The 20,139-nt window shown below is 29.0% G+C and carries 20 protein-coding genes; 14 read left to right on the forward strand and 6 right to left on the reverse strand.

All coding sequences use genetic code 11. From position 1 onward, the window contains the following. The first annotated feature begins 34 nt into the window (after positions 1 to 34). The 3 genes from INR60_RS11580 to INR60_RS11590 all read left to right on the forward strand — a co-directional run bounded on the left by INR60_RS11580 (position 35) and on the right by INR60_RS11590 (position 2,315). The gene (locus INR60_RS11580) at positions 35 to 706 is read left to right on the forward strand and encodes an N-acetylmuramoyl-L-alanine amidase (RefSeq protein WP_194191697.1); all 672 of its coding nucleotides are present in this window, start codon (positions 35 to 37) and stop codon (positions 704 to 706) included. 191 nt (positions 707 to 897) lie between these two features. Next, complete coding sequence (locus INR60_RS11585; protein ID WP_194191698.1) at positions 898 to 1,740, forward strand: fumarate hydratase; 843 nt, start codon at positions 898 to 900, stop codon at positions 1,738 to 1,740. Positions 1,741 to 1,751: 11 nt separating this feature from the next. Continuing rightward, positions 1,752 to 2,315 (forward strand): Fe-S-containing hydro-lyase, encoded by a 564-nt coding sequence (locus tag INR60_RS11590; protein ID WP_194191699.1) that lies wholly within the window; start codon positions 1,752 to 1,754, stop codon positions 2,313 to 2,315. 23 nt (positions 2,316 to 2,338) lie between these two features. Here the strand turns inward: INR60_RS11590 and INR60_RS11595 are convergent, their stop codons facing one another. Further along, the gene (locus INR60_RS11595) at positions 2,339 to 3,196 is read right to left on the reverse strand and encodes a YitT family protein (protein ID WP_194191700.1); all 858 of its coding nucleotides are present in this window, start codon (positions 3,194 to 3,196) and stop codon (positions 2,339 to 2,341) included. 247 nt (positions 3,197 to 3,443) lie between these two features. On the opposite strand from INR60_RS11595, the gene INR60_RS11600 reads away from it, so the two are divergent. The 7 genes from INR60_RS11600 (at position 3,444) to INR60_RS11630 (ending at position 10,663) form a co-directional block, all read left to right on the forward strand. After that, on the forward strand, positions 3,444 to 3,611 hold the full coding sequence (locus INR60_RS11600; protein WP_194191701.1) for a hypothetical protein: 168 nt from the start codon (positions 3,444 to 3,446) through the stop codon (positions 3,609 to 3,611). Between the two features lie 92 nt (positions 3,612 to 3,703). Then, the gene (locus INR60_RS11605; protein ID WP_194191702.1) at positions 3,704 to 4,387 is read left to right on the forward strand and encodes a response regulator transcription factor; all 684 of its coding nucleotides are present in this window, start codon (positions 3,704 to 3,706) and stop codon (positions 4,385 to 4,387) included. Continuing rightward, the gene (locus INR60_RS11610) at positions 4,377 to 6,218 is read left to right on the forward strand and encodes a sensor histidine kinase (protein ID WP_238480442.1); all 1,842 of its coding nucleotides are present in this window, start codon (positions 4,377 to 4,379) and stop codon (positions 6,216 to 6,218) included. Before INR60_RS11605 ends, INR60_RS11610 begins: the two co-directional genes overlap by 11 nt. Positions 6,219 to 6,243: 25 nt before the next feature. Beyond that, the gene (locus tag INR60_RS11615) at positions 6,244 to 6,603 is read left to right on the forward strand and encodes an arsenate reductase family protein (RefSeq protein WP_194191703.1); all 360 of its coding nucleotides are present in this window, start codon (positions 6,244 to 6,246) and stop codon (positions 6,601 to 6,603) included. A 289-nt stretch (positions 6,604 to 6,892) separates the two neighbouring features. Then, positions 6,893 to 9,115 (forward strand): ribonucleoside-diphosphate reductase subunit alpha, encoded by a 2,223-nt coding sequence (locus INR60_RS11620; RefSeq protein ID WP_420797491.1) that lies wholly within the window; start codon positions 6,893 to 6,895, stop codon positions 9,113 to 9,115. Positions 9,116 to 9,146: 31 nt separating this feature from the next. Further along, positions 9,147 to 10,184: a ribonucleotide-diphosphate reductase subunit beta gene (locus INR60_RS11625; RefSeq protein ID WP_194191705.1), complete on the forward strand. Its 1,038-nt coding sequence runs from the start codon at positions 9,147 to 9,149 to the stop codon at positions 10,182 to 10,184. A gap of 83 nt (positions 10,185 to 10,267) precedes the next feature. Further along, a complete protein-coding gene (locus INR60_RS11630) occupies positions 10,268 to 10,663 on the forward strand; it encodes a hypothetical protein (protein ID WP_194191706.1) in 396 nt (131 codons plus the stop codon). Positions 10,664 to 10,678: 15 nt separating this feature from the next. Here the strand turns inward: INR60_RS11630 and INR60_RS11635 are convergent, their stop codons facing one another. Then, positions 10,679 to 11,284, reverse strand: coding sequence for a DedA family protein (locus INR60_RS11635; protein WP_194191707.1), 606 nt, complete (start codon positions 11,282 to 11,284; stop codon positions 10,679 to 10,681). Between the two features lie 157 nt (positions 11,285 to 11,441). Here INR60_RS11635 and INR60_RS11640 point away from each other — a divergent pair, with 157 nt between their 5' ends. Both INR60_RS11640 and INR60_RS11645 read left to right on the forward strand, forming a co-directional pair. Continuing rightward, positions 11,442 to 11,606, forward strand: coding sequence for a DUF4177 domain-containing protein (locus tag INR60_RS11640; RefSeq protein WP_194191708.1), 165 nt, complete (start codon positions 11,442 to 11,444; stop codon positions 11,604 to 11,606). A 35-nt stretch (positions 11,607 to 11,641) separates the two neighbouring features. Next, positions 11,642 to 11,896, forward strand: a complete 255-nt coding sequence (locus INR60_RS11645) for a hypothetical protein (RefSeq protein ID WP_194191709.1) — start codon at positions 11,642 to 11,644, stop codon at positions 11,894 to 11,896. Between the two features lie 30 nt (positions 11,897 to 11,926). Here the strand turns inward: INR60_RS11645 and nadC are convergent, their stop codons facing one another. The 3 genes from nadC to nadA are packed head-to-tail and all read right to left on the reverse strand — an operon-like array spanning position 11,927 to position 14,958. Further along, a complete protein-coding gene (gene nadC, locus INR60_RS11650) occupies positions 11,927 to 12,778 on the reverse strand; it encodes a carboxylating nicotinate-nucleotide diphosphorylase (RefSeq protein WP_194191710.1) in 852 nt (283 codons plus the stop codon). Continuing rightward, the gene (locus INR60_RS11655; RefSeq protein ID WP_207729568.1) at positions 12,756 to 14,030 is read right to left on the reverse strand and encodes an L-aspartate oxidase; all 1,275 of its coding nucleotides are present in this window, start codon (positions 14,028 to 14,030) and stop codon (positions 12,756 to 12,758) included. The genes nadC and INR60_RS11655 overlap by 23 nt, the downstream gene beginning before the upstream one ends. 19 nt (positions 14,031 to 14,049) lie before the next feature. Continuing rightward, positions 14,050 to 14,958: a quinolinate synthase NadA gene (gene nadA / locus INR60_RS11660; protein WP_194191711.1), complete on the reverse strand. Its 909-nt coding sequence runs from the start codon at positions 14,956 to 14,958 to the stop codon at positions 14,050 to 14,052. A 472-nt stretch (positions 14,959 to 15,430) separates the two neighbouring features. On the opposite strand from nadA, the gene ptsP reads away from it, so the two are divergent. Together ptsP and INR60_RS11670 are read left to right on the forward strand one after the other, a co-directional pair. Continuing rightward, positions 15,431 to 17,047, forward strand: a complete 1,617-nt coding sequence (gene ptsP / locus INR60_RS11665; RefSeq protein WP_194191712.1) for a phosphoenolpyruvate--protein phosphotransferase — start codon at positions 15,431 to 15,433, stop codon at positions 17,045 to 17,047. A 249-nt stretch (positions 17,048 to 17,296) separates the two neighbouring features. Continuing rightward, positions 17,297 to 19,414, forward strand: a complete 2,118-nt coding sequence (locus INR60_RS11670) for a methyl-accepting chemotaxis protein (protein WP_194191713.1) — start codon at positions 17,297 to 17,299, stop codon at positions 19,412 to 19,414. Between the two features lie 31 nt (positions 19,415 to 19,445). On the opposite strand, the gene INR60_RS11675 is transcribed toward INR60_RS11670, so the two are convergent. Next, positions 19,446 to 20,108 (reverse strand): ferric reductase-like transmembrane domain-containing protein, encoded by a 663-nt coding sequence (locus INR60_RS11675; protein ID WP_207729569.1) that lies wholly within the window; start codon positions 20,106 to 20,108, stop codon positions 19,446 to 19,448. Positions 20,109 to 20,139: the final 31 nt, after the last annotated feature.

The following is a 20,139-nucleotide window of genomic DNA, read 5'->3' on the forward strand; positions in this document are numbered from 1 at the left end:
AGATTTAGTAAATAAGTTAGATGGAGGATTTAAGATGAAATTACTTAAAAGGATCAGTATATTTTTATGTCTTTTTTTATGTTTTTTTAGTTTGAAAGTTTTTGCAGAAGAAGAGTTTTTCGAAAAGACAAGTATCCTTATAGATCCAGGTCACGGCGGAATAGATGGTGGTGCAAGATCTAAAAATGGAACTTTAGAAAAGGATTTGAATTTAGAAATAAGTAAAAGATTAAAAGATTCTCTTTCAAAAAGAGGATATAAGGTTTCTATGACAAGAGAACAAGATTTAGAATTATCTTCAAAAAAGAGAGAAGATTTAGATTTAAGGTGCCTTAAGAAAAAAGAAGTTAAAAGCGATATTTTTATATCTATACACCAAAATATATTTCCTAAAGTAACAAGCAAAGGAGCTCAGATTTGGTATTCTAGCAATGAAAAAAGTAAGTTATTAGCAGAATCTATTCAAAGTTCTATTAAAGAAAACTTGCAGCCAAACAATAATAGATTATCTAAAGATGCAAAAGGTGATTATAAAATCTTAAAAGATGGTAATTTAGGTGCAAATATAATAATAGAATGTGGATTCTTATCTAACTATGACGACGAAGCTAATTTAAAATCTAGTGAGTTCCAACAAAAGCTTGTAGATTCAATAGTGATAGGTGTAGAAAGATATAATGAAATTAATAAAAAGAATGTAGAATAAAGGATATTTCCTAGGAAATTTAAAAAAAGGTAGCTAATTTAGTAGCTGCCTTATTTTTATAAGAAAATATAACTATACAATTAAAAAGTTATGTAAAGGTAAAAATATAAAAATTAGTTTTTTATTGTAAATTTAAAAGACTATTATAAAATATAATTGTGAGGAATAATTTATAAAAAGAGGTGGGCTATATGAGAGAGATTAATGTCAAATTAATCGAAGAAACTATAAAAAAGTTATGTATCGAAGCAAATTATTATATTGGGGAAGACATAAAAGATGCATTAAATAGAAGTAGCATGAAAGAAGATTATGCACTTGCGAAGGATATATTAAAGAATATTATAGAAAATGAAAAGATAGCGAGAAATGAGGAGGTACCTATATGCCAAGATACTGGCATGGCTTGTATATTCTTAGAAATAGGACAAGATGTGCATATAGTAGGAGGAGATTTAGAAGATTCGATTAATGAGGGAGTAAGAAAAGGTTATGAGGAAGGTTATTTAAGAAAGTCAGTTGTAAAAGATCCTATAGAGAGAATAAATACGAAAGATAACACTCCAGCTGTAATTTATTATGAAATAGTAAAGGGAAGCAATATAAAAATTAAGCTAGCACCTAAGGGTTTTGGATCTGAAAATATGAGCAAAATAGGGATGCTTAAACCATCTGATGGGATAGATGGAGTTAAAAGGTTTATATTAGATACTGTAAAGCAAGCGGGACCTAATCCTTGCCCGCCTATGGTCATAGGAGTAGGAATAGGAGGGACATTTGATAAGGCTGCGTATTTAGCAAAAAAAGCACTTTTAAAGCCTATAAACTATATAAATGAGTCAGAATATTATAAAGCTTTAGAAGAGGAATTATTAAAAGAAATAAACAGCTTAGGAATAGGCCCACAAGGTTTTGGAGGGCTAACTACTGCACTTGGGGTAAATATATTAACTTACCCAACGCATATAGCAGGGCTTCCTGTGGCGGTTAATATAAGCTGTCATGCAACTAGACACAAAGAAGCTGTACTTTAGGAGGGGTTATTTTGAAAGAAAAAATTTATTTAAATACACCATTAACTAGAGAAAAAATAAAAAACTTGAATGCTGGGGATACAGTTTATTTAAGCGGGAGTATATACACAGCACGTGATGCTGCTCACAAGAGATTAATAGAACTTATAGATAAAGGGGAAGAACTTCCTATAAGTATAGAAAATGAAACTATATATTATGTTGGTCCTACTCCTGAAAAAGAAGGTAAAGTAATAGGGTCTTGTGGACCTACTACAAGCTATAGGATGGACTCTTATTCACCTAAGTTATTAGATTTAGGGCTTAAGGGAATGATAGGAAAAGGCTCTAGAAGCATAGAGGTAATAGATAGTATAGTTAAAAATTCGGCAATTTATCTTGGGGCTATAGGAGGCGCTGCTGCATTAATTGCAAAATGCGTAGTCAAATCAGAAATTATAACTTACGAAGATTTAGGATCTGAAGCTATAAGGAAATTAGAAATAAAGGATATGCCACTTATAGTAGTAATAGATTCTAAGGGGAATAACTTATATGAAATAGGAAAGGAAAGATATTTAAATTCAAAAAAATGATGACTTAAAAGTCATCATTTTTTCTATATAGAAACGAATCCCTTACCTTTAACTTCAGAAACATCTACTATTGTTATGAAAGCTGAAGGGTCTATTTTTACTAGTTTTCGTTTAAGTCTTAACATTTCATTAGTAGTTAAAATGCAATAAAGCATTTTTCTTTTTGAGTGAGTGTATTCACCTTCTGATATCAATGAGGTAACACCACGATTAAGATCAGACATAATATAGTCAATTACAGCATCCTCTTTGTTTGTAAGTATTAAAAGTAGGTTTTTACTATTTAGACCTCTAAGAACCTTATCTAAAACTACACCTTGAATAAAAATAGATACAAGAGTATATAATGCCTTTGGTATCCCAAAAATTATAGCTCCGACTATTATGATTAGGCAATTAAGGGCAAAACCTAGTTTACCTATTTCAAAGTTAGAGTATTTTTTACGAATAAGCATAGTTATAATATCAGTTCCCCCTGTTGAACCATTTCTTAAAAATACTATACCGTAACCTATACCGCAAAGTACGCCGCCATAAACGCAATAAAGTAATATGTCGTTTATTTCAATTATATTGGATAATGGTTTTGTTAGTATAAGTGCTATTGAAAGGGATAACATTCCGACTCCAGAGTATAGAGTAAACTTTTTACTAAGCTTAAATAAACTTATAATAAAAAGAGGAACGTTTAAAATAAATACAACAATCCCGGCTTGAATTCCGGCAATGTATTCAAACATAAGTGCTATTCCAGTAGCACCACCGCTAAGTAGTTGAGCGTGAGTTAAGAAAAGATTTACCCCAAGTGCGGCTATAAGGCAACCTATAAAAATCAAAACGACGTCAACATAGAATCTTTTACTTCTAATCAATTTACCCATTTAAAATTCTCCCTATGGTTATACAAATATAAATTAAATCAACGTTTATTATATATAAAATAGTGAAGAAAGTTAACGTGTAAATAATGAGTAATATAGAGATATTTCAAGGTGAATGACAGCGTAGAGACTATACCTATCTTTAATTATTAATATCTCAAAAAAGCTAGTAAATGCTATGTAGTATACATATACGAGGCTAGACATAACATAAAAAATAGTAAATAATTATCTTATAGAGAGGATGGTGGTTTATATTTTAAGAATAAATTTACCAGGAGACAAGAAAAATAAGAAAATATTACTTATAATTCTAGTAATAATAGTTCTTTTTGTACTAATAAAAGCAGGTTTTGATAATAATAAAAAGAAATTTGATATAAATAATGGAAAAGATGTAGAAACTATTAAATAAATAATAATATTTTAAATAATTTGTAATACTATTTTACTTATATATACGTTAAGATAAATATATAACCTATTAAACGTAAGGGAGGAAAAACTATGTTTAATATTTTAGTTGTAGATGATGAAAAAGAGATTAGAGATGCTATTAATATATATTTAAGAGGTGAAAATTTAACTGTATTTAATGCTAGTAATGGATATGAGGCATTGGAAATTTTAGAGGAGAAAAATATACACGTTATAATTTTAGATATAATGATGCCAGAATTAGATGGTATAAAAACATGCTTAAAAATAAGAGAGTCAAATAACATACCAATAATTATGTTATCAGCTAGAGGTGAAGATTCTGATAAAATTTTAGGGTTAAATGTTGGTGCTGATGATTATATAACTAAACCATTTAATAACCTAGAACTTGTAGCTAGAGTTAAATCGCAGCTTAGAAGATACGATAATCCTTTATCTATGGAAAATAAGGATTTTATTAAAGTTCGTGATTTAGAAATAGACACAGTAGCAAAAGTGATAACCGTAAGAGGCGAAGAGATAAAGGTAACAGCTACAGAATATAAGATATTAGTTCTTTTATCTTCAAACCTTGGGAAAGTTTTTTCTATTAAAGAAATATATGAAAAGGTTTGGGAAGAACCATTTTATAAAAGTGAGAACACAGTTACAGTTCATATAAGAAGGATAAGAGAAAAAATTGAGATAAACACAAAAGATCCAGAATACATTAAGGTGGTATGGGGAATTGGGTATAAAATTGAAAAATAGCCTAAAAAAATATGTAAGTACTTTATGGATTATAGAACTTATAATTTTATTAGTTCTTTCTATAATAAATATAGATGCAGGTTTTAAATATTTAACTAGCCCAAACAAAAACGATGGAGTTAGTAATATTGATGCAATTTTTAATAGACCTAAATACTATAAAAGTATGCTAGAACACGATAGCGAAGAAATAAGTCAAGACTTATACAAAAAGACTGATGGACTTAGGCTTCTCTTAGTTCCTAGTGAAGATCAAAAAGAAACTATTAGAAATATGATTTATAACGACAGCTTTTATAGTAATAGTGGTGATAAAGAGAAGATTCCAAAAGAAGTTTATTTTATTGTTAGAAATAAAGAAACCAACGACATCTTTTCAAATGATCCTTTTTTCCAAGGTGTTAAGAAATTAGATGTTAAAGATCTAAGGTCTGTTTTATCTAAGAAATACGAGGGAAAAGAAGTTATATATGATGCTTGTAATAATGAAAATATATATAACGCTGGGATAGAGGAAGGACTTATGACTTACTCTAAAAAGATAGTAGGTCAATTTGAAGAGATATATTATACATCAGCTGAGGCATATAGTGCATATGTAGCACATGCTGTAAAAAGGGTAATATTTTTCTTTATAAGCATAACAATAAACCTCTTATTACTTTTTAAAGTGATATATCTTTTTGTAAAAGGAAAAGGGAATGTGATTATAAGCGGAAACTTTGTCCGTGATATATTATATGTATTTAAAAATGCATTTAAATATAAAGGGCCTAGAAGGACTCTTATAACAAGTATAATAATAGCTATTATATTTTATATAATATATTTATATGCACTAGCTGTAGATGGAACAGAGAACAATTTAATAGTTAAATTCTTTAGGTCCTATCCTTTTAAAGGGAGTTTTTTATTAGTTTTATTGCCTATGATAGGTGTTTTATATTCTGTTAAAAGAAATATCGAGATAGGTATTATAGGAGATAGAATAAAAATAATAAACGATGGAAATCTTCATGAGGATATAAAAGAAGTTGGTGGAGGAGAAATTAAGTCTCTTATACAAAATATAAACAAAATGAAAGATGGTTATAATATTGCAGTACAAGAAGCACTTAAGAATGAAAAGCTTAAAACTGAACTTATAACTAATGTATCACATGATTTAAAAACGCCTCTAACTTCAATAATAAACTACGTAAATATTCTTCAAAGAGATAATATTTCAGAAGAGGAAAGAAAAGAGTATTTAAAAATAGTAGAAATAAAATCTAATAAATTAAAAGTATTAATTGAAGATTTATTTGAAGTATCTAAGATGAATTCAGGAAAAATTGAAATCCAAAAAGAAAACATAGATGTAGTATCTTTAGTATATCAAGTTATAGGGGAATATTCTTCTATGTATGAAGATAAAAATATAGATTTTATAGTTGAGAGTACAGAGGATGAACTTATAATGCCATTGGATGGGGTGATGTTCTCTAGAGTTATAGAAAATATTACTGTAAATGCATTAAAATACTCTCTTGAAGGAACTAGAGTTTATGCAAACATAGAAAAAAAAGAAAATGAAGTTATAATAAGCTTTAAAAATGTTGCAAATTATGAGATGACTTTTGATGAGAATAGTATATTTGAAAGGTTTGTGCGTGCAGATGAGTCTAGAAACTCGAAAGTTGAGGGCTCTGGGCTTGGGCTTGCTATAACTAAAAGCATAGTTGAGCTTCATGGAGGAGAAACTAAAATAAAAAGAGAGGGTGACTTATTTAAAATTTTTGTTATATTACCTTTAGACGCGGAAGATTCTAAAAAAGATATGATAAAATAATAAGTAAGTAAAAGGAGGGAATAGTATGAGTATATTATTTGTAGAATATCCTAAATGTACTACTTGTAGAAAAGCTAAAAAGTGGTTACAAGAAAAAGGGTTAGAGTTTATAGACAGAGACATAAAAGAAGATAATCCAAGCAAAGAAGAATTAAAAAAATGGTTAGAAATGAGCGGCTTACCTATAAAGAAATTCTTTAATACATCTGGTATGTTATATAGAGAAAAAGGAATGAAAGACAAAATTAATACTTTGTCAGAAGAGGAACTTTTAGATATCCTTTCAGAAGATGGAATGATGGTTAAAAGACCTATAGTAGTTAACGGTGATAAAGTTTTAGTTGGGTTTAAAGAAGCGGCGTGGGAAGAGGACTTATTAAAATAAGATAGTTTTAGGACTGTATTAATTTAAAACTTAATACAGTCTTTTATTATGAGGATGATGTAATAATTAATATTATAAAAATTAGTTTGTCAAAAGATAAAGGTTATCAAAAAAGAGAGATAATAAGAGAAATCTAAAAGAAAATATATATATTTACTTAATACAAACTTTAATTAGTTTTACACTAGGAAGTATTAAAACTATAATTAAAAAGCAACATATTGTGTTGGTTTGGTATAAACACAATATAGATATACAATATATAGTTAAAGGAGAATGGGTTTAAATGATGCACGAGCTATGCAAGATTGGGCTAGAAGCCATAAATGACGAGTATGGGATATATACTGAAGAGAGATTAAAAGAGAAATTAGATTTAATTATTAGACCTAAGATGAAATATGAGGAAATAAGGGATTCACTTATAAGAGTTTCATTAGAACTTACAACTGATATGGAGCCAGATTGGCAAAACATAGCTTCAAAGTTATACGTTCAAAGATTATATGATATAGTAAAGACAAACAGAGGATTAAAAGATACGGAAAACCCATATAAAGATTTATACGGATTTATAAAAAGATTAACAGATGAAAAGTTATACGGAAAATATATATTAGAAAACTATTCAAAAGAAGATATAGACGAATTAGAGAAAGAATTAAAACCTGAGCGTGATTATCTTTTTACATACAGCGGAATAAAACTTTTAAGTGAGAGATACTTAGTTGAAAATTTTAATAGAGAAGTTTTAGAATTACCACAGCAATTATTTATGGGAATAGCAATGCATTTAGCAATACCAGAAGAAAAAGGTAAAAGACTTTTTTGGGCAAAGAGATTCTATGACGTATTAAGTTCGTTAAAAGCAACAATGGCAACACCTACAATGGCTAATGCTAGAAAGCCTTTCTATCAATTAAGCTCATGCTTTATAGATACAGTAAATGATAGTTTAAAGGGGATTTATAAGTCATTAGACAACTTTGCTGAAGTTTCTAAGTTTGGTGGCGGAATGGGAATCTATATAGGTAAGATAAGAGCTCTTGGCTCTCCAATTAGAGGATTTAAAGGAGCATCAGGTGGAATTATACCTTGGGTTAAATTATTTAACGATACAGCAATAGCAGTAGACCAGCTTGGAGTAAGAAATGGTTCAGTAGCTATTTGGCTTGATGCTTGGCATAAAGATCTACCAGATTTTCTTCAAGTTAGAACTAATAACGGAGATGATAGAAAGAAAGCGCATGATGTTTTCCCAGGTCTTTGTTATCCGAACCTATTTTGGAAACTTGCAGAAGAAGATATAGATGCAAACTGGTATATGATGTGTCCTCACGAAATAAGACTTGTTAAAGGATATTCTTTAGAAGATTTTTATGGCGATGAGTGGGAAGAAAAATACTATGACTGTGTAAATGATTCTAGAATAGAAAAACGCGTCATGAAAGTTAAAGACTTAGTAAGGCTTATAATTAAAAGTGCAGCAGAAACTGGAACTCCATTTGCATTCTTTAGAGATGCTGCAAATAAAATGAATCCAAATAAGCATAAGGGTATGATTTATTCTTCAAACCTTTGTACTGAAATAATGCAAAACATGAGCCCTATGGATATAAGAGAAAGCGAAATAACAGATGAAAATGGCGATAAGGTTATAGTTGAAAAAACTAAGGCAGGGGATTTTGTTGTTTGTAATCTTTCTTCAGTAGTTTTAGGAAACGTTGATGTTACGAGTGAAGAAGAGATAGAGTACGTTGTAGAAACTCAAATAAGAGCTATGGATAACGTAATAGATCTTAATTATTACTCAGTTCCTTATGCAGAAGTTACAAATCAAAAGTATAGAGGGGTAGGTCTTGGAACTTCAGGATATCACCATATGCTTGCTGAAAACAGAATTCATTTTACAGAAGATAATCATAAAGACTTTGTTGATAAAGTTTATGAAGATATAAATTTCTATGCAATTAAAGCTAGTATGAAAATAGCTAAAGAAAAAGGAAGATACAATGAATTTGAAGGCTCTGATTGGGATAATGGAGATTATTTCAAATTAAGAGGATATAATTCTAATAGATGGAGAGAACTTTATAGTGAAATAAAAGAAAATGGAATGAGAAACGGATACCTTATGGCAGTAGCACCTAACGGATCTACAGCAACACTTGCTGGAACTTCAGAAGGAGTAGATCCTGTTATGTCAAGATTCTGGTTAGAAGAGAAAAAGGGAAGTATAGTTCCAAAGACAGCACCAAATCTTTCAGAAGATAATTACTGGTATTATAACTCTGCTTATAATATAGACCAAGCTTGGTGCGTTAAGATGAATGGCGTAAGACAAAGACATATAGACCAAGGACAATCCTTCAACCTTTATATAACTACGAATTATACTATGAGAGGTATAATGAACCTTTATATAGAGGCTTGTAAGTCAGGTGTTAAATCAATTTATTACGTAAGAAGTAAGTCGCTTGAAGTAGGAGATTGTGAAAGCTGTTCGGCTTAAAAGATAGAGGTATTTAGGAGGCAAAATTTAAATGTTAGATATAAATAGAAAACCACTCTTTAATGAGTTTGGAGATATAGAAACTTCAAAAAAGAGAATGATAAATGGTAACACAACAAATCTTAATGATTTTAACAATATGAAATATACTTGGGTATCAGATTGGTATAGACAAGGTATGAATAACTTTTGGATACCAGAAGAGATAAACTTAGCACAAGATTTAAAAGATTATAAGAGATTAACAGAAGATGAGAGAACTGCATACGATAAGATACTTTCATTTTTAATATTCTTAGATTCAATTCAAACAGCTAATTTAGGTAATATAAATAACTATATAACTGCAAGTGAAGTTAACCTTTGTTTAACTATACAAGCATTCCAAGAAGCTGTTCATTCACAAAGTTATAGTTATATGTTAGATACTATATGTTCACCTGAAAAGAGAAATGAAATTTTATATCAATGGAAAGATGATAAGATACTTTTAGATAGAAATAAGTTTATAGGTGAGCTTTATAATAACTTTTTAGAAAGTCCTACAAAAGAAAATCTTTTAAAAACTATAATGGCAAACTATATATTAGAAGGTATATATTTCTATAGTGGATTTATGTTCTTCTATAATTTAGAGAGAAATGGGAAAATGCCAGGTTCAGCACAAGAGATAAGATATATAAATAGAGATGAAAATACTCATCTTTGGTTATTTAGAAGTATTATAAAGGAACTTCAATTAGAAGAGCCTGAAATGTTTACTGATGAATTGAAAAATGATCTTAGAGAGATGATGAGAATTGGGGTAGAACACGAAATAGCTTGGGGTCATTATGTAATAGGAGATAATATATCTGGTATAAATAAAAAACTTATAGAAGATTATATAAAATATCTTGGTAACTTGAGATTAACTTCTATAGGGCTTAATAAACTATATGATGGCTATGACGAAAACCCAGCAGAGTGGGTAGATAGACAAGCAAATGCAAACTCAGTAAAAACTGATTTCTTTGAAGCAAAATCTACAGCTTACGCAAAGGCAGCTACTTTAGTTGATGATTTATAAAACGTAACTTTAAAATCCTTTGAATTAATTATTTCAGAGGATTTTTTGTGTTTATATATGGTAAAATATTCTAGAGGTGAGGTATGGGATTAGTAATATGTATAATTTTAGGTATAGATGTTTTAAAGTCTTTGTATGAAATATGTTTAGAGTGGGACAAAGATGAAGGGATAAAATCTAATTTAATAGGTGGAGCTATAAGTATAGTTTTCTTATTAATATCTACTATATTTAAGGGAATGTTAGTAGTGTATTTTATAAAAAATGGAGTAGAGATACCTGTAAATGCAAGTGCCTTGGTTAAAGGAGCCTATTATTCGATAATGGTTGGATGCATTATAGAAGTAATAATGTTTATTTATTACGCAAAAAAAGAAAATAAGAGTGTATTAAATATAATATCAAGTATTCCAAAGCTAATAATAGAAATAGTATCTACTGTAAGTGCTGGAGTAATAGGTATAAAAATATTCCTTTAAAAAATCCTCTAAGTCTTACTTAGAGGATTTTTTCTTTTTAATGAAGTGAATAACTAAAAATATTACTAAAATAATAACTAAGAAGATAAAAACTATAGAGTATTTATGAAGTATTAATAAAAGAGTTTTTTCATCTTTATAAAATAAACTACCTAGTTTTATCAAAGTAAAGTTCCAAATAGTCATTCCTAATACAGAACAAATTAAAAACTTAGGAACTTTCATTCCAACCATCCCAGCTACTATAGAAGAGGTAGTCCTACCAACTGGTGAAAGTCTTGATAAAAATACGCCGATATATCTATGTTTATATAAGAAGTTTTTTGACTTTTCTATAGGTTCTTTAAATTTAGGGAATATTTTAAAAAACTTATCAGAATAACTTTTATCTATAAAGCGGCCTAATAAAAATACTACTAAAGCTCCTAAATTTCCTCCTATAACAGAAAATAAGGTTAATATATATATGTTTTGTCCATTACTTATAGCTAAGTCTCCTGCAAAGGGAAGAATTACTTCACTAGGGATAGGGAAGCATAAATATTCTAAAAATACAGAAGAAAAAGTAGCAAGATATCCAAATTTAAGCATAAAGGCTTTTAAAATAGCAACTAAACTCATAAAAATCCCCTCGAATCTTATAATATTAGGTGTAATTATATCACTTAATAATTAAGTAAATAGAAACAGAAGATTAACTTAAAAACAAAAATAAATTTCAAAGGATTGTAAGATAAGGTATAATTATTATTAATATAAGATATAAAGGAGAGCTATTATGTACGAATACAAGGTTTTTAGATGTATATTAGATTCAAGTACAGTTTTAGATTTTGAAAATGAATTAAATTATTATGCAAAAGAAGGATATAAAATTTCTAATATACTTTCAGATAGCAAAGAAAGTACAGCAACAGTTATTTTAGAGAGAAAATCAAAATAACTATTTGTGAGATTAGATTTTTGGGGGAATAATTTATGCAGATGATAAAGAAAAGTTATGTAGTTATCATTTTATTAGCTGTAGGTGTACTAGCTCTTAAAGGAATTATAACAGAAAAGGTACTAGCAATTATTTGCGGAGGATTAATAAGTGTAACTGGATATTTAGATATAATGAAATCTAAAAAGGAAAAGAAAAGTTTAAAGAAGAATACAGTAGAAAGCTCTGGGATGTCTAGGGTTATAATAGGGATAATAATTATAGGAATGTCATTTCTTTTAATAAAATAATAACTCGATTATTTAATCGAGTTATTATTTTTATTTTAATTTTAGATTTTTTAAAGAAAGATCTAAAATAGGAGCGGAATGAGTTAAAGCACCGCAAGAAATAAAATCAGCATTAAGAGAAGAAAGCTTAGAAATAGTATCGCAGGAAACATTTCCAGAAATTTCTGTAAGGGCTGAGTCTCCTATAATATCTATAGCTTTTTTCATATCAGAAATAGACATATTATCTAGCATAATTATATCTGCTTTAGCTTCTAGTGCTTCTAAAACCATTTCTATGCTCTCAGCTTCAACTTCTATTTTCTTAGTTGCATCTACAGAATTTCTAACTAAGTTTACTGCGTTTAAAATACCGCCTGCTGCATTTATATGATTATCTTTTATCATCACTCCATCTGAAAGGTTAAATCTGTGATTTTTACCGCCTCCAACAGTGACTGCATATTTTTCAAAGAGCCTCATGTTAGGGGTTGTTTTTCTAGTATCTAAGAGTTTTGTTTTATTTTTCACCATTTTATCCACAAATTTTGTGGTTAAAGTAGAAATTCCACACATCCTCTGTAGATAATTTAAGGCAGTTCGTTCTCCAAGTAATATATTTCTACAATTACCTTCTATTTTTAAAATAATATCACCAGATTTTATTTTATCTCCGTCAGAAAAGTACGTTTCAAATCTAACATCACCTAAAAGTTCAAAAACTCTCTTAAAAACATCTATTCCACACAAGATACCATCTTCTTTGCAAATCAAATCTGAAGATGCTATTTGGTTTTCTGAAACTATTGAATTTGTTGTTATATCATAATTGCTTATATCTTCATTTAATGCACTAATAATATATTTATCCATTGGATTATTAATATTTAAATACTGAGTCATCTAAAAAATCAGCCTCCCTTTTTAATAAATCAATGACTTTAGACTTATCTATTGAAGTAGATGCTTTAAAATTATAATTGTTATAGATAAAAGATCCTCTTGAAGAGTTTATGAAATTTGCGATTCTCTTTGAAAAAACTAAAGCTTCTAACAATGAATTACTAGCTAATCTATTTTGACCATGAACGCCAGTACAAGCAGTTTCACCACAAGAGAATAAATTATCCATAGAAGTTCTTCCAAACAAATCAACTGAAATTCCACCCATAAAATAATGCTGGGCTGGACTTACTTTAATAGGTTCTTTTAAGATATTATATCCTTCATCAAAACAAGCTTTAACTATATTTGGAAACCTAGTTTTTAAAAATTCTTCAGAAAGAAAATCGGCTTTTAAGTAAACATAATCTTTTTTAGTTTTATTTATTTCTTTAAATATAGCAGCAGATACTATATCACGTGGTAAAAGTTCGTCTATAAACCTATCACCATTTGAATTAATTAATATAGCACCTTCACCTCTTAAGGATTCTGATATTAAAAATCTTCTTTTATTTGATTCTTTAGAATATAGAGCCGTTGGATGGATTTGAATATAATTCATATCTTTAAGAATTATATTATGCTTTAAAGCTAAGGATAAACCATCTCCAGTTATACTATTTTGATTTGTAGAATTCTTAAATAAGCCGCCTATTCCACCAGTAGCTAGTACAGTAAATTCTGCATATATTTTTTCAATTTCATTATTTTTTTCTATAATGGCACCTATACAAGAGTTATTTGAAGTTAATAAGTCTACACATTTAGTGTCTTCTAAAAGAGTTATATTAGAAGAAAGTGACACTCTATCTAAAAGGGTGTCTGTTATTTCTTTTCCTGTAATATCTTTATGGTAGACAATCCTGTTTGTAGAGTGAGCCCCCTCTTTTGTATAAATAAGACCATCTTCATTTTTCTCAAATCTTACGCCTAGAGATATAAGATTATCTATAGCTTGTCTAGATTCCAAAGCTAGAGTTCTTACTGACTCTTTATTATTTTTATAATGGCCAGCTTTAAGTGTATCTTCTATAAAAAGATTTAAATCCTTAGGATCTTTTAAGACAGAAACACCGCCTTGAGCTAGATAAGAGTTACTGTCTTCCTTTTTTGATTTAGTAATTAAAAGAACTTTTTTATTTTTATCTATATTTAAAGCACAGTAAAGGCCAGAGATGCCTGTACCTATTATTAAGATGTCATAAGTCATAAATATCGCCTCTTTTATATTATTTAGCTAATTCGTGCATACGAGTTAGCGAGTCTTTAGCCTTTAAAATTATATTTTCTGAAAGATGCACTGTGTTTGTTTTATTTTTTATTGCATCATACAGGCTATTTAAAGTTATCTTTTTCATATTAGGACATATCTGCATATCATTTACTGTATAGAATTTTTTGTTTGGATTATTTTTTTTAAGTTCGTAAAAAACTCCAACCTCAGTGCAGACTATAAACTCTAAAGAAGGGTCTTTAGTTGCAAACTCTATTATTTCAGATGTGCTTCCTATAAAATCAGAAAGATTCAAAACTTCTTTAGTGCACTCTGGGTGAGAAATAACCTTTGCTTTAGGGTGAAGTTTTTTTGCGTTTAATACATCTTCCTCATTCATATAGTTGTGAATAGGGCAAAATCCATTATTTAAAATGAAATTTTTATCTTTGATTTGTTCTTTTAGATAACTTCCAAGGTTTCTATCGGGTACGAAGAAGATATTTTTTTCTTTTAAGTTTGGAATAACTTTTATAGCATTTGAAGATGTTACGCATACATCTGCATATTCTTTTACTTCAGAAGTAGAATTTATATAAGTTACAACTGCAAGGTCAGAATATTTTTCACGCATAGTTTTAATTTCTTCTATAGATATCATATCTGCCATAGGGCATTTTGAATCTAGATTTGGTAGTATTATTGTCTTATTTGGACTTAAAATCTTTGCACTTTCTCCCATAAAAGATACCCCACAAAACACTATAGTTTTTTCGGGTCTTTCTAATGCTATTTTGCTTAAATAATAGGAATCACCAACAAAATCTGAGATTTTTTGGATCTCTGGACTTACGTAGTAGTGAGCTAAAATCAATATGTCATTTTCATCCTTTAATTTTAATATTTGGTTTGTTATATTATCCATGGAAAAATCCTCCTAGAAATTTTTATAGTTTACAGGTGTATATACACTAAAATAACATTTTTACATCAGAAATACAATTAATGGTTGAACAAATTTTCATAAAATTCTTACAGTAGGGCAATTTAAAGGTATAATAAAAAATGTAAAGGATTAATGAAAATGTTTTTATGTAATTTTAAGAAAATATAGAAAAAATTATTTTTTATTAAATTAATTGGAATTAATATTTTCAAAATTTTAGTAATCATAAAAAATAGGATGAAAAAAATATACATCAGTATTAAAAATTTACAAATTACTTAGTAAAATTTATACTCTAAGGTGTTAACAAAGATATAAATTATGATATAATTACAATGGTTGTACTTGATATGTAAAAGGTTATCATAAGAATTATTATCAATTTGGATAGTAATTAATTTATGTACCTAAATTTTATTTGAATAGGAACATAATTAAGGAGGATTTAGATATGAAAAAAGGTATTGCTGCTTCAAAAGGATACGCAATAGGAAAAGTATTCTTACAAGAGCATGAGGAGATAGTTATAACTGACGCAAAGGTTTCAGATATAGCAGTAGAAAAAGAAAACTTACAAAAGGCATTAGATGCTTCAAAAGAGCAATTAGAAAAAATAAAAGCTAAAGCTAGTGTAGAAATGGGAGAAGAAAAGGCTGCTGTGTTCGAAGCACACATAACTTTACTTGATGACCCAGAATTTACTGGAGCAATGGCATTAGAAATAGAAAACAATTCAATAAACGCTATGAAAGCTGTAGAAAATGTAACTAATACATTCGTAATGATCTTCGAATCAATGGATGATGCTTACATGAGAGAAAGAGCAGCAGACATTAAAGACGTTTCAAAAAGAATAATAGCAAACTTAGCTGGTAAAGGCGGAGACGCTTTTGCAATAACTGAAGGTAACACTATAGTAGTTGCAGAAGATTTAACTCCATCAGATACAGCTCAATTAGATAGAAGCAAAGTTGTTGCTTTCTTAACTAACATCGGAGGAAGAACTTCTCACTCAGCTATAATGGCTAGGACTTTAGAAATTCCAGCTGTAGTTGGTTTAGGAGACATAACTTCTTCAGTTAAAACAGGGGATTCAATAATAGTTGATGGTATTGAAGGTATATGTATAATAAACCCAGATGAAGCTACTATTAAAGAATACGAAGTTAAAAGAGAAACGTTCTTAAAAGAGCAAGAAGAACTTAGAAAACTTGTTGACGTAAAAACTGTTACTAAATCAGGTAAGAGAGTAGAAGTTTGCGGAAATATAGGAAAAGCTGAAGACGTTCAAGGTGTTATAGCTAACGGTGGAGACGGTGTAGGATTATTTAGAACTGAATTCTTATACATGGACAGAGATAGCGCACCTACTGAAGACGAACAATACGAAGCTTACAAATATGTTTTAGAGAACATGAAAAAGCAAGTAGTAATAAGAACTTTAGATATCGGTGGAGATAAAACTTTACCATACTTACCATTACCAGAAGAAATGAACCCATTCTTAGGATACAGAGCAATCAGACTTTGCTTAGATAGAAAAGATATATTCAAAGTTCAATTAAGAGCTTTACTTAGAGCTTCAATATATGGAAATCTTTGCGTAATGTTCCCAATGATTTCAGGACTTGAAGAATTCCTTCAAGCTAAAGAAGTTGTTGATGAGTGCAAAGCTGAATTAAGAAAAGAAGGAAAAGAATTCTCAGAAGAAATACAATGGGGTATAATGGTTGAAATCCCAGCTGCTGCTGTAATGGCTGACGAATTAGCTAAGCACGTTGATTTCTTCTCAATCGGAACTAATGACTTAATTCAATACACATTAGCTGCAGACAGAATGAGTGAGAAGGTTTCATACCTTTACAACCCAATGCACCCAGCTGTACTTAGATTAGTTAAAATGACTATAGATGGTGCACACAAACATGGTAAATGGGTAGGAATGTGTGGAGAGATGGCAGGAGATGAAGCTGCTATTCCAACACTTGTAGAATACGGATTAGATGAGTTCTCAATGAGTGCTTCATCAATTTTAGGAGCTAAGAAAATAATATTAGAACAAGAATAATATTGTTTGTATAACTTTTAAGCACCTAGGTTAAAGCCTAGGTGCTTTTTTACGTATAGTAAAAGTTATGATAACAACTTTTTTATTAGGAATTAGTTTTTTTTTATGGTTAAAATTTATAAAAGTATTAATATAATGTCCTTTTTTGGAAAAATAAAATAAAAATTCATAAAAAACCTAAAAAAATTATAGTTTTGTAGAAAAATGACGAAAAATAAGAGTAAAACTTATTTTTTAGGGGGAAATAAATTGATAAAAAAATTAAATTTAGCAGCTAAACTGAGTATAATAATAGGTTTAGTAACATTATTAGGAGTAATAATACTTGGAGAGATTTCTCTTCAAAATGTAAAACAAAGTTCATTTAGGCAAGCTAAAGAAGAAGCAAAGCAAGTAGCTAAAGCTTATTCAATAGAAATAGAAGATACTTTATTTATGTCAAAAGCATCATTAGAATCTATAAGAGAAACATTGATTTTTGCAAAAGAAGATAATAATTTAGGAAGAGATGATGTTATAGAATTACTTAAAGGAGCTCTTTCTAACAATAAGAGCATTCTTGGAGTATATACTGTTTGGGAAAAGGATGCCTTTGATAACAAAGATAAAAATTATAAAAATAAAGAAGGTTCAGATGAGTCTGGGAGATTCATACCTTATGCAGTTAGAAAAGGTAATGATATAGTATTAGAAAAGTGCGATGATTTTGAAAAAGAGGGAACAGGAAATTATTTTTTAGTTCCTAAAAAGACAAAGGAAGCATTTTTATCAGAACCTTATAAATATAATTTTTCTGGTGAAGAAAAATCTATAGTATCTTTAAGTATACCTATAATTATAGATAAAGAGTTTGTTGGTGTGCTTGGAGTTGACTTAGAGTTAAGTAAAATTGAAAGTATAGTTAATGAAGCGAAGCCTATGGGAGGATTCGGAACTGTTATGACAGATAAGGGAACTATAATAGCTGATGGTAATGATAAAGATATCGTTGGGAAAAACTTAAGTGAGGTTGATTCAGACTCTAAAGCTGTATTAGAAAAGTTAAAAGAAGATAAAATTTTTGAAACTGTAACTGTAGATCCAAAAATAAATGAAGAAATACTTTCAGCTTATGCACCTATGAAATTGGAGGGAATTAATAGTAGCTGGGCATTTTTAGCGAATGTACCTGAAAAGAATTATAAAGCAGAATATAATAAATTATTTAAAATATTAATTTCTGTAAATATAATAATAGTATCACTAATGATTTTGGCAGTATTTTTTATAGTTAGAAAAATGATTAAACCTGTAACTGTAGCTGCAAATTACTTAGAAAAATTAGGCGATGCAGACTTTACAGAAGATGTTCCAAAAGTTCTTTTAAATAAAAGTGATGAAATAGGGGTTTTAGGGAGATCTTTAGAAAAGATGCATCATAATATAAGTGATTTAGTTATTGGTGTTAAAGAAGAAGTTAAAAAATTAGATGATTCAGTTTATGAAACTGTTATTAATATAGGTGATTTAAATGAGAGTATTGAGGAAGTAGTAGCTACGACAGAAGAGCTTTCAGCTGGTATGGAGGAAACGGCAGCATCTACAGAAGAGATGACTGCAACTACAAACGAAATTGAAAGTTCAGTAGAGACTATAGCTGAAAAAGCACATTTTGGAGCTAAAGCAGCTATGGATATTAAATCTAGAGCTAATAATTTAAAAGAAAACTTCTTAAAAGCAAGAGAAGATGGAGTTAATGTTTATAATGATAACAAACAAAGCCTTGAATCTGCTTTAGAAGAAGCAAAATCAGTAGAAGAAATTAAAAGTTTAGCAGTAACTATAATGCAGATAACAGATCAAACAAACTTACTTGCACTTAATGCAGCGATTGAAGCTGCAAGAGCCGGTGAAGCTGGAAAAGGCTTTGCTGTAGTTGCAGATGAAATAAGGAATTTAGCAGAAAACTCAAAAGAAGCAGTAGAGAAGATACAAGAAATAATAGCAAAAGTAACTACATCAGTAAAAAGCCTTTCTTGTAGCGCAAATGATATGATGGAATTTGTAAATATAAACGTACAAAAGGATTATGAGACTATGCTAAATGCAACAGATAAGTATAATGAGGATGCTGAATTTGTAAAAAATATGGTTGATGAATTTGATAATGCATCTAATCAAATAGTACTTGCAATAAAAGAAATGGTAGAGGTTTCAGATAATATATCTAAAGCTTCAACAGAGGGTGCAAACGGAACTACAAACATAGCTGAAAAATCAAACGAGATTTCAGTTAAAGCACAAGAAGTAAAAAGGTTATCTGACGAGTCAAAAGAAGGAAATGATAAGCTTATAGAATTAATATCAAAATTCAAATTAGAAGACTAATAAAAGGCTTGCCAAAAATTTTGGCAAGCTTTTAGTTTTGTTTTAATCGTAATCTTAAAAAAGTATAAGATAAGAAAATTAGGTTATAGAGTGCTAAGCTAAAAATATCTATCTTTTCACTAAATAATAAAATAACCATTATATGAACATAAGTTAGAAAGAAGAAAAGATAAGAAAACCTCTGAATAGATTTCCATTTCTTATATCCTAAGGATTTTCTATATTTATCAAATGATGTTATAAATAGTGGAATCATAATAATAAAAGCTATAAGGCCTATAACTATTAAACTTATATAAGAAAGGCTTAAATTAGGTTTATTTATAAAGGCTATTAAAAATTTATAAAGGTATATAATTCCATGAGGTAATAAAAGAATAGAGGCTATTATTGCAAGTTCTGCACGTATTCTTAAAAGCCTTTTAGTTATTTCAAACCTTTTGTTAAGAGCACCTGCAAACATTACAAGAATAAAGAAAGATAAAGAAATAAAACCCTTCATAAAAGAACGTTCTATAACAAAGGGAAACCCAGATAATTTAAATCCAGTTGAGATTTTTATTATCTCATAAATAGATACTAATAATGATATGATTGCTGAAATAAAGAATAATAGATTTTTCTTAAGTTTAATTTGTTTTTCGAAAACTAAACTTAAGAAGCTAACTATTATTAATGATACTAATAAGTACATAATTGATACAACTCCTTAAATGAAAATAATT

Origin of the sequence: Clostridium chrysemydis, assembly GCF_015234215.1 — a bacterium.
In the GTDB taxonomy this organism is placed as follows: domain Bacteria; phylum Bacillota; class Clostridia; order Clostridiales; family Clostridiaceae; genus Clostridium; species Clostridium chrysemydis.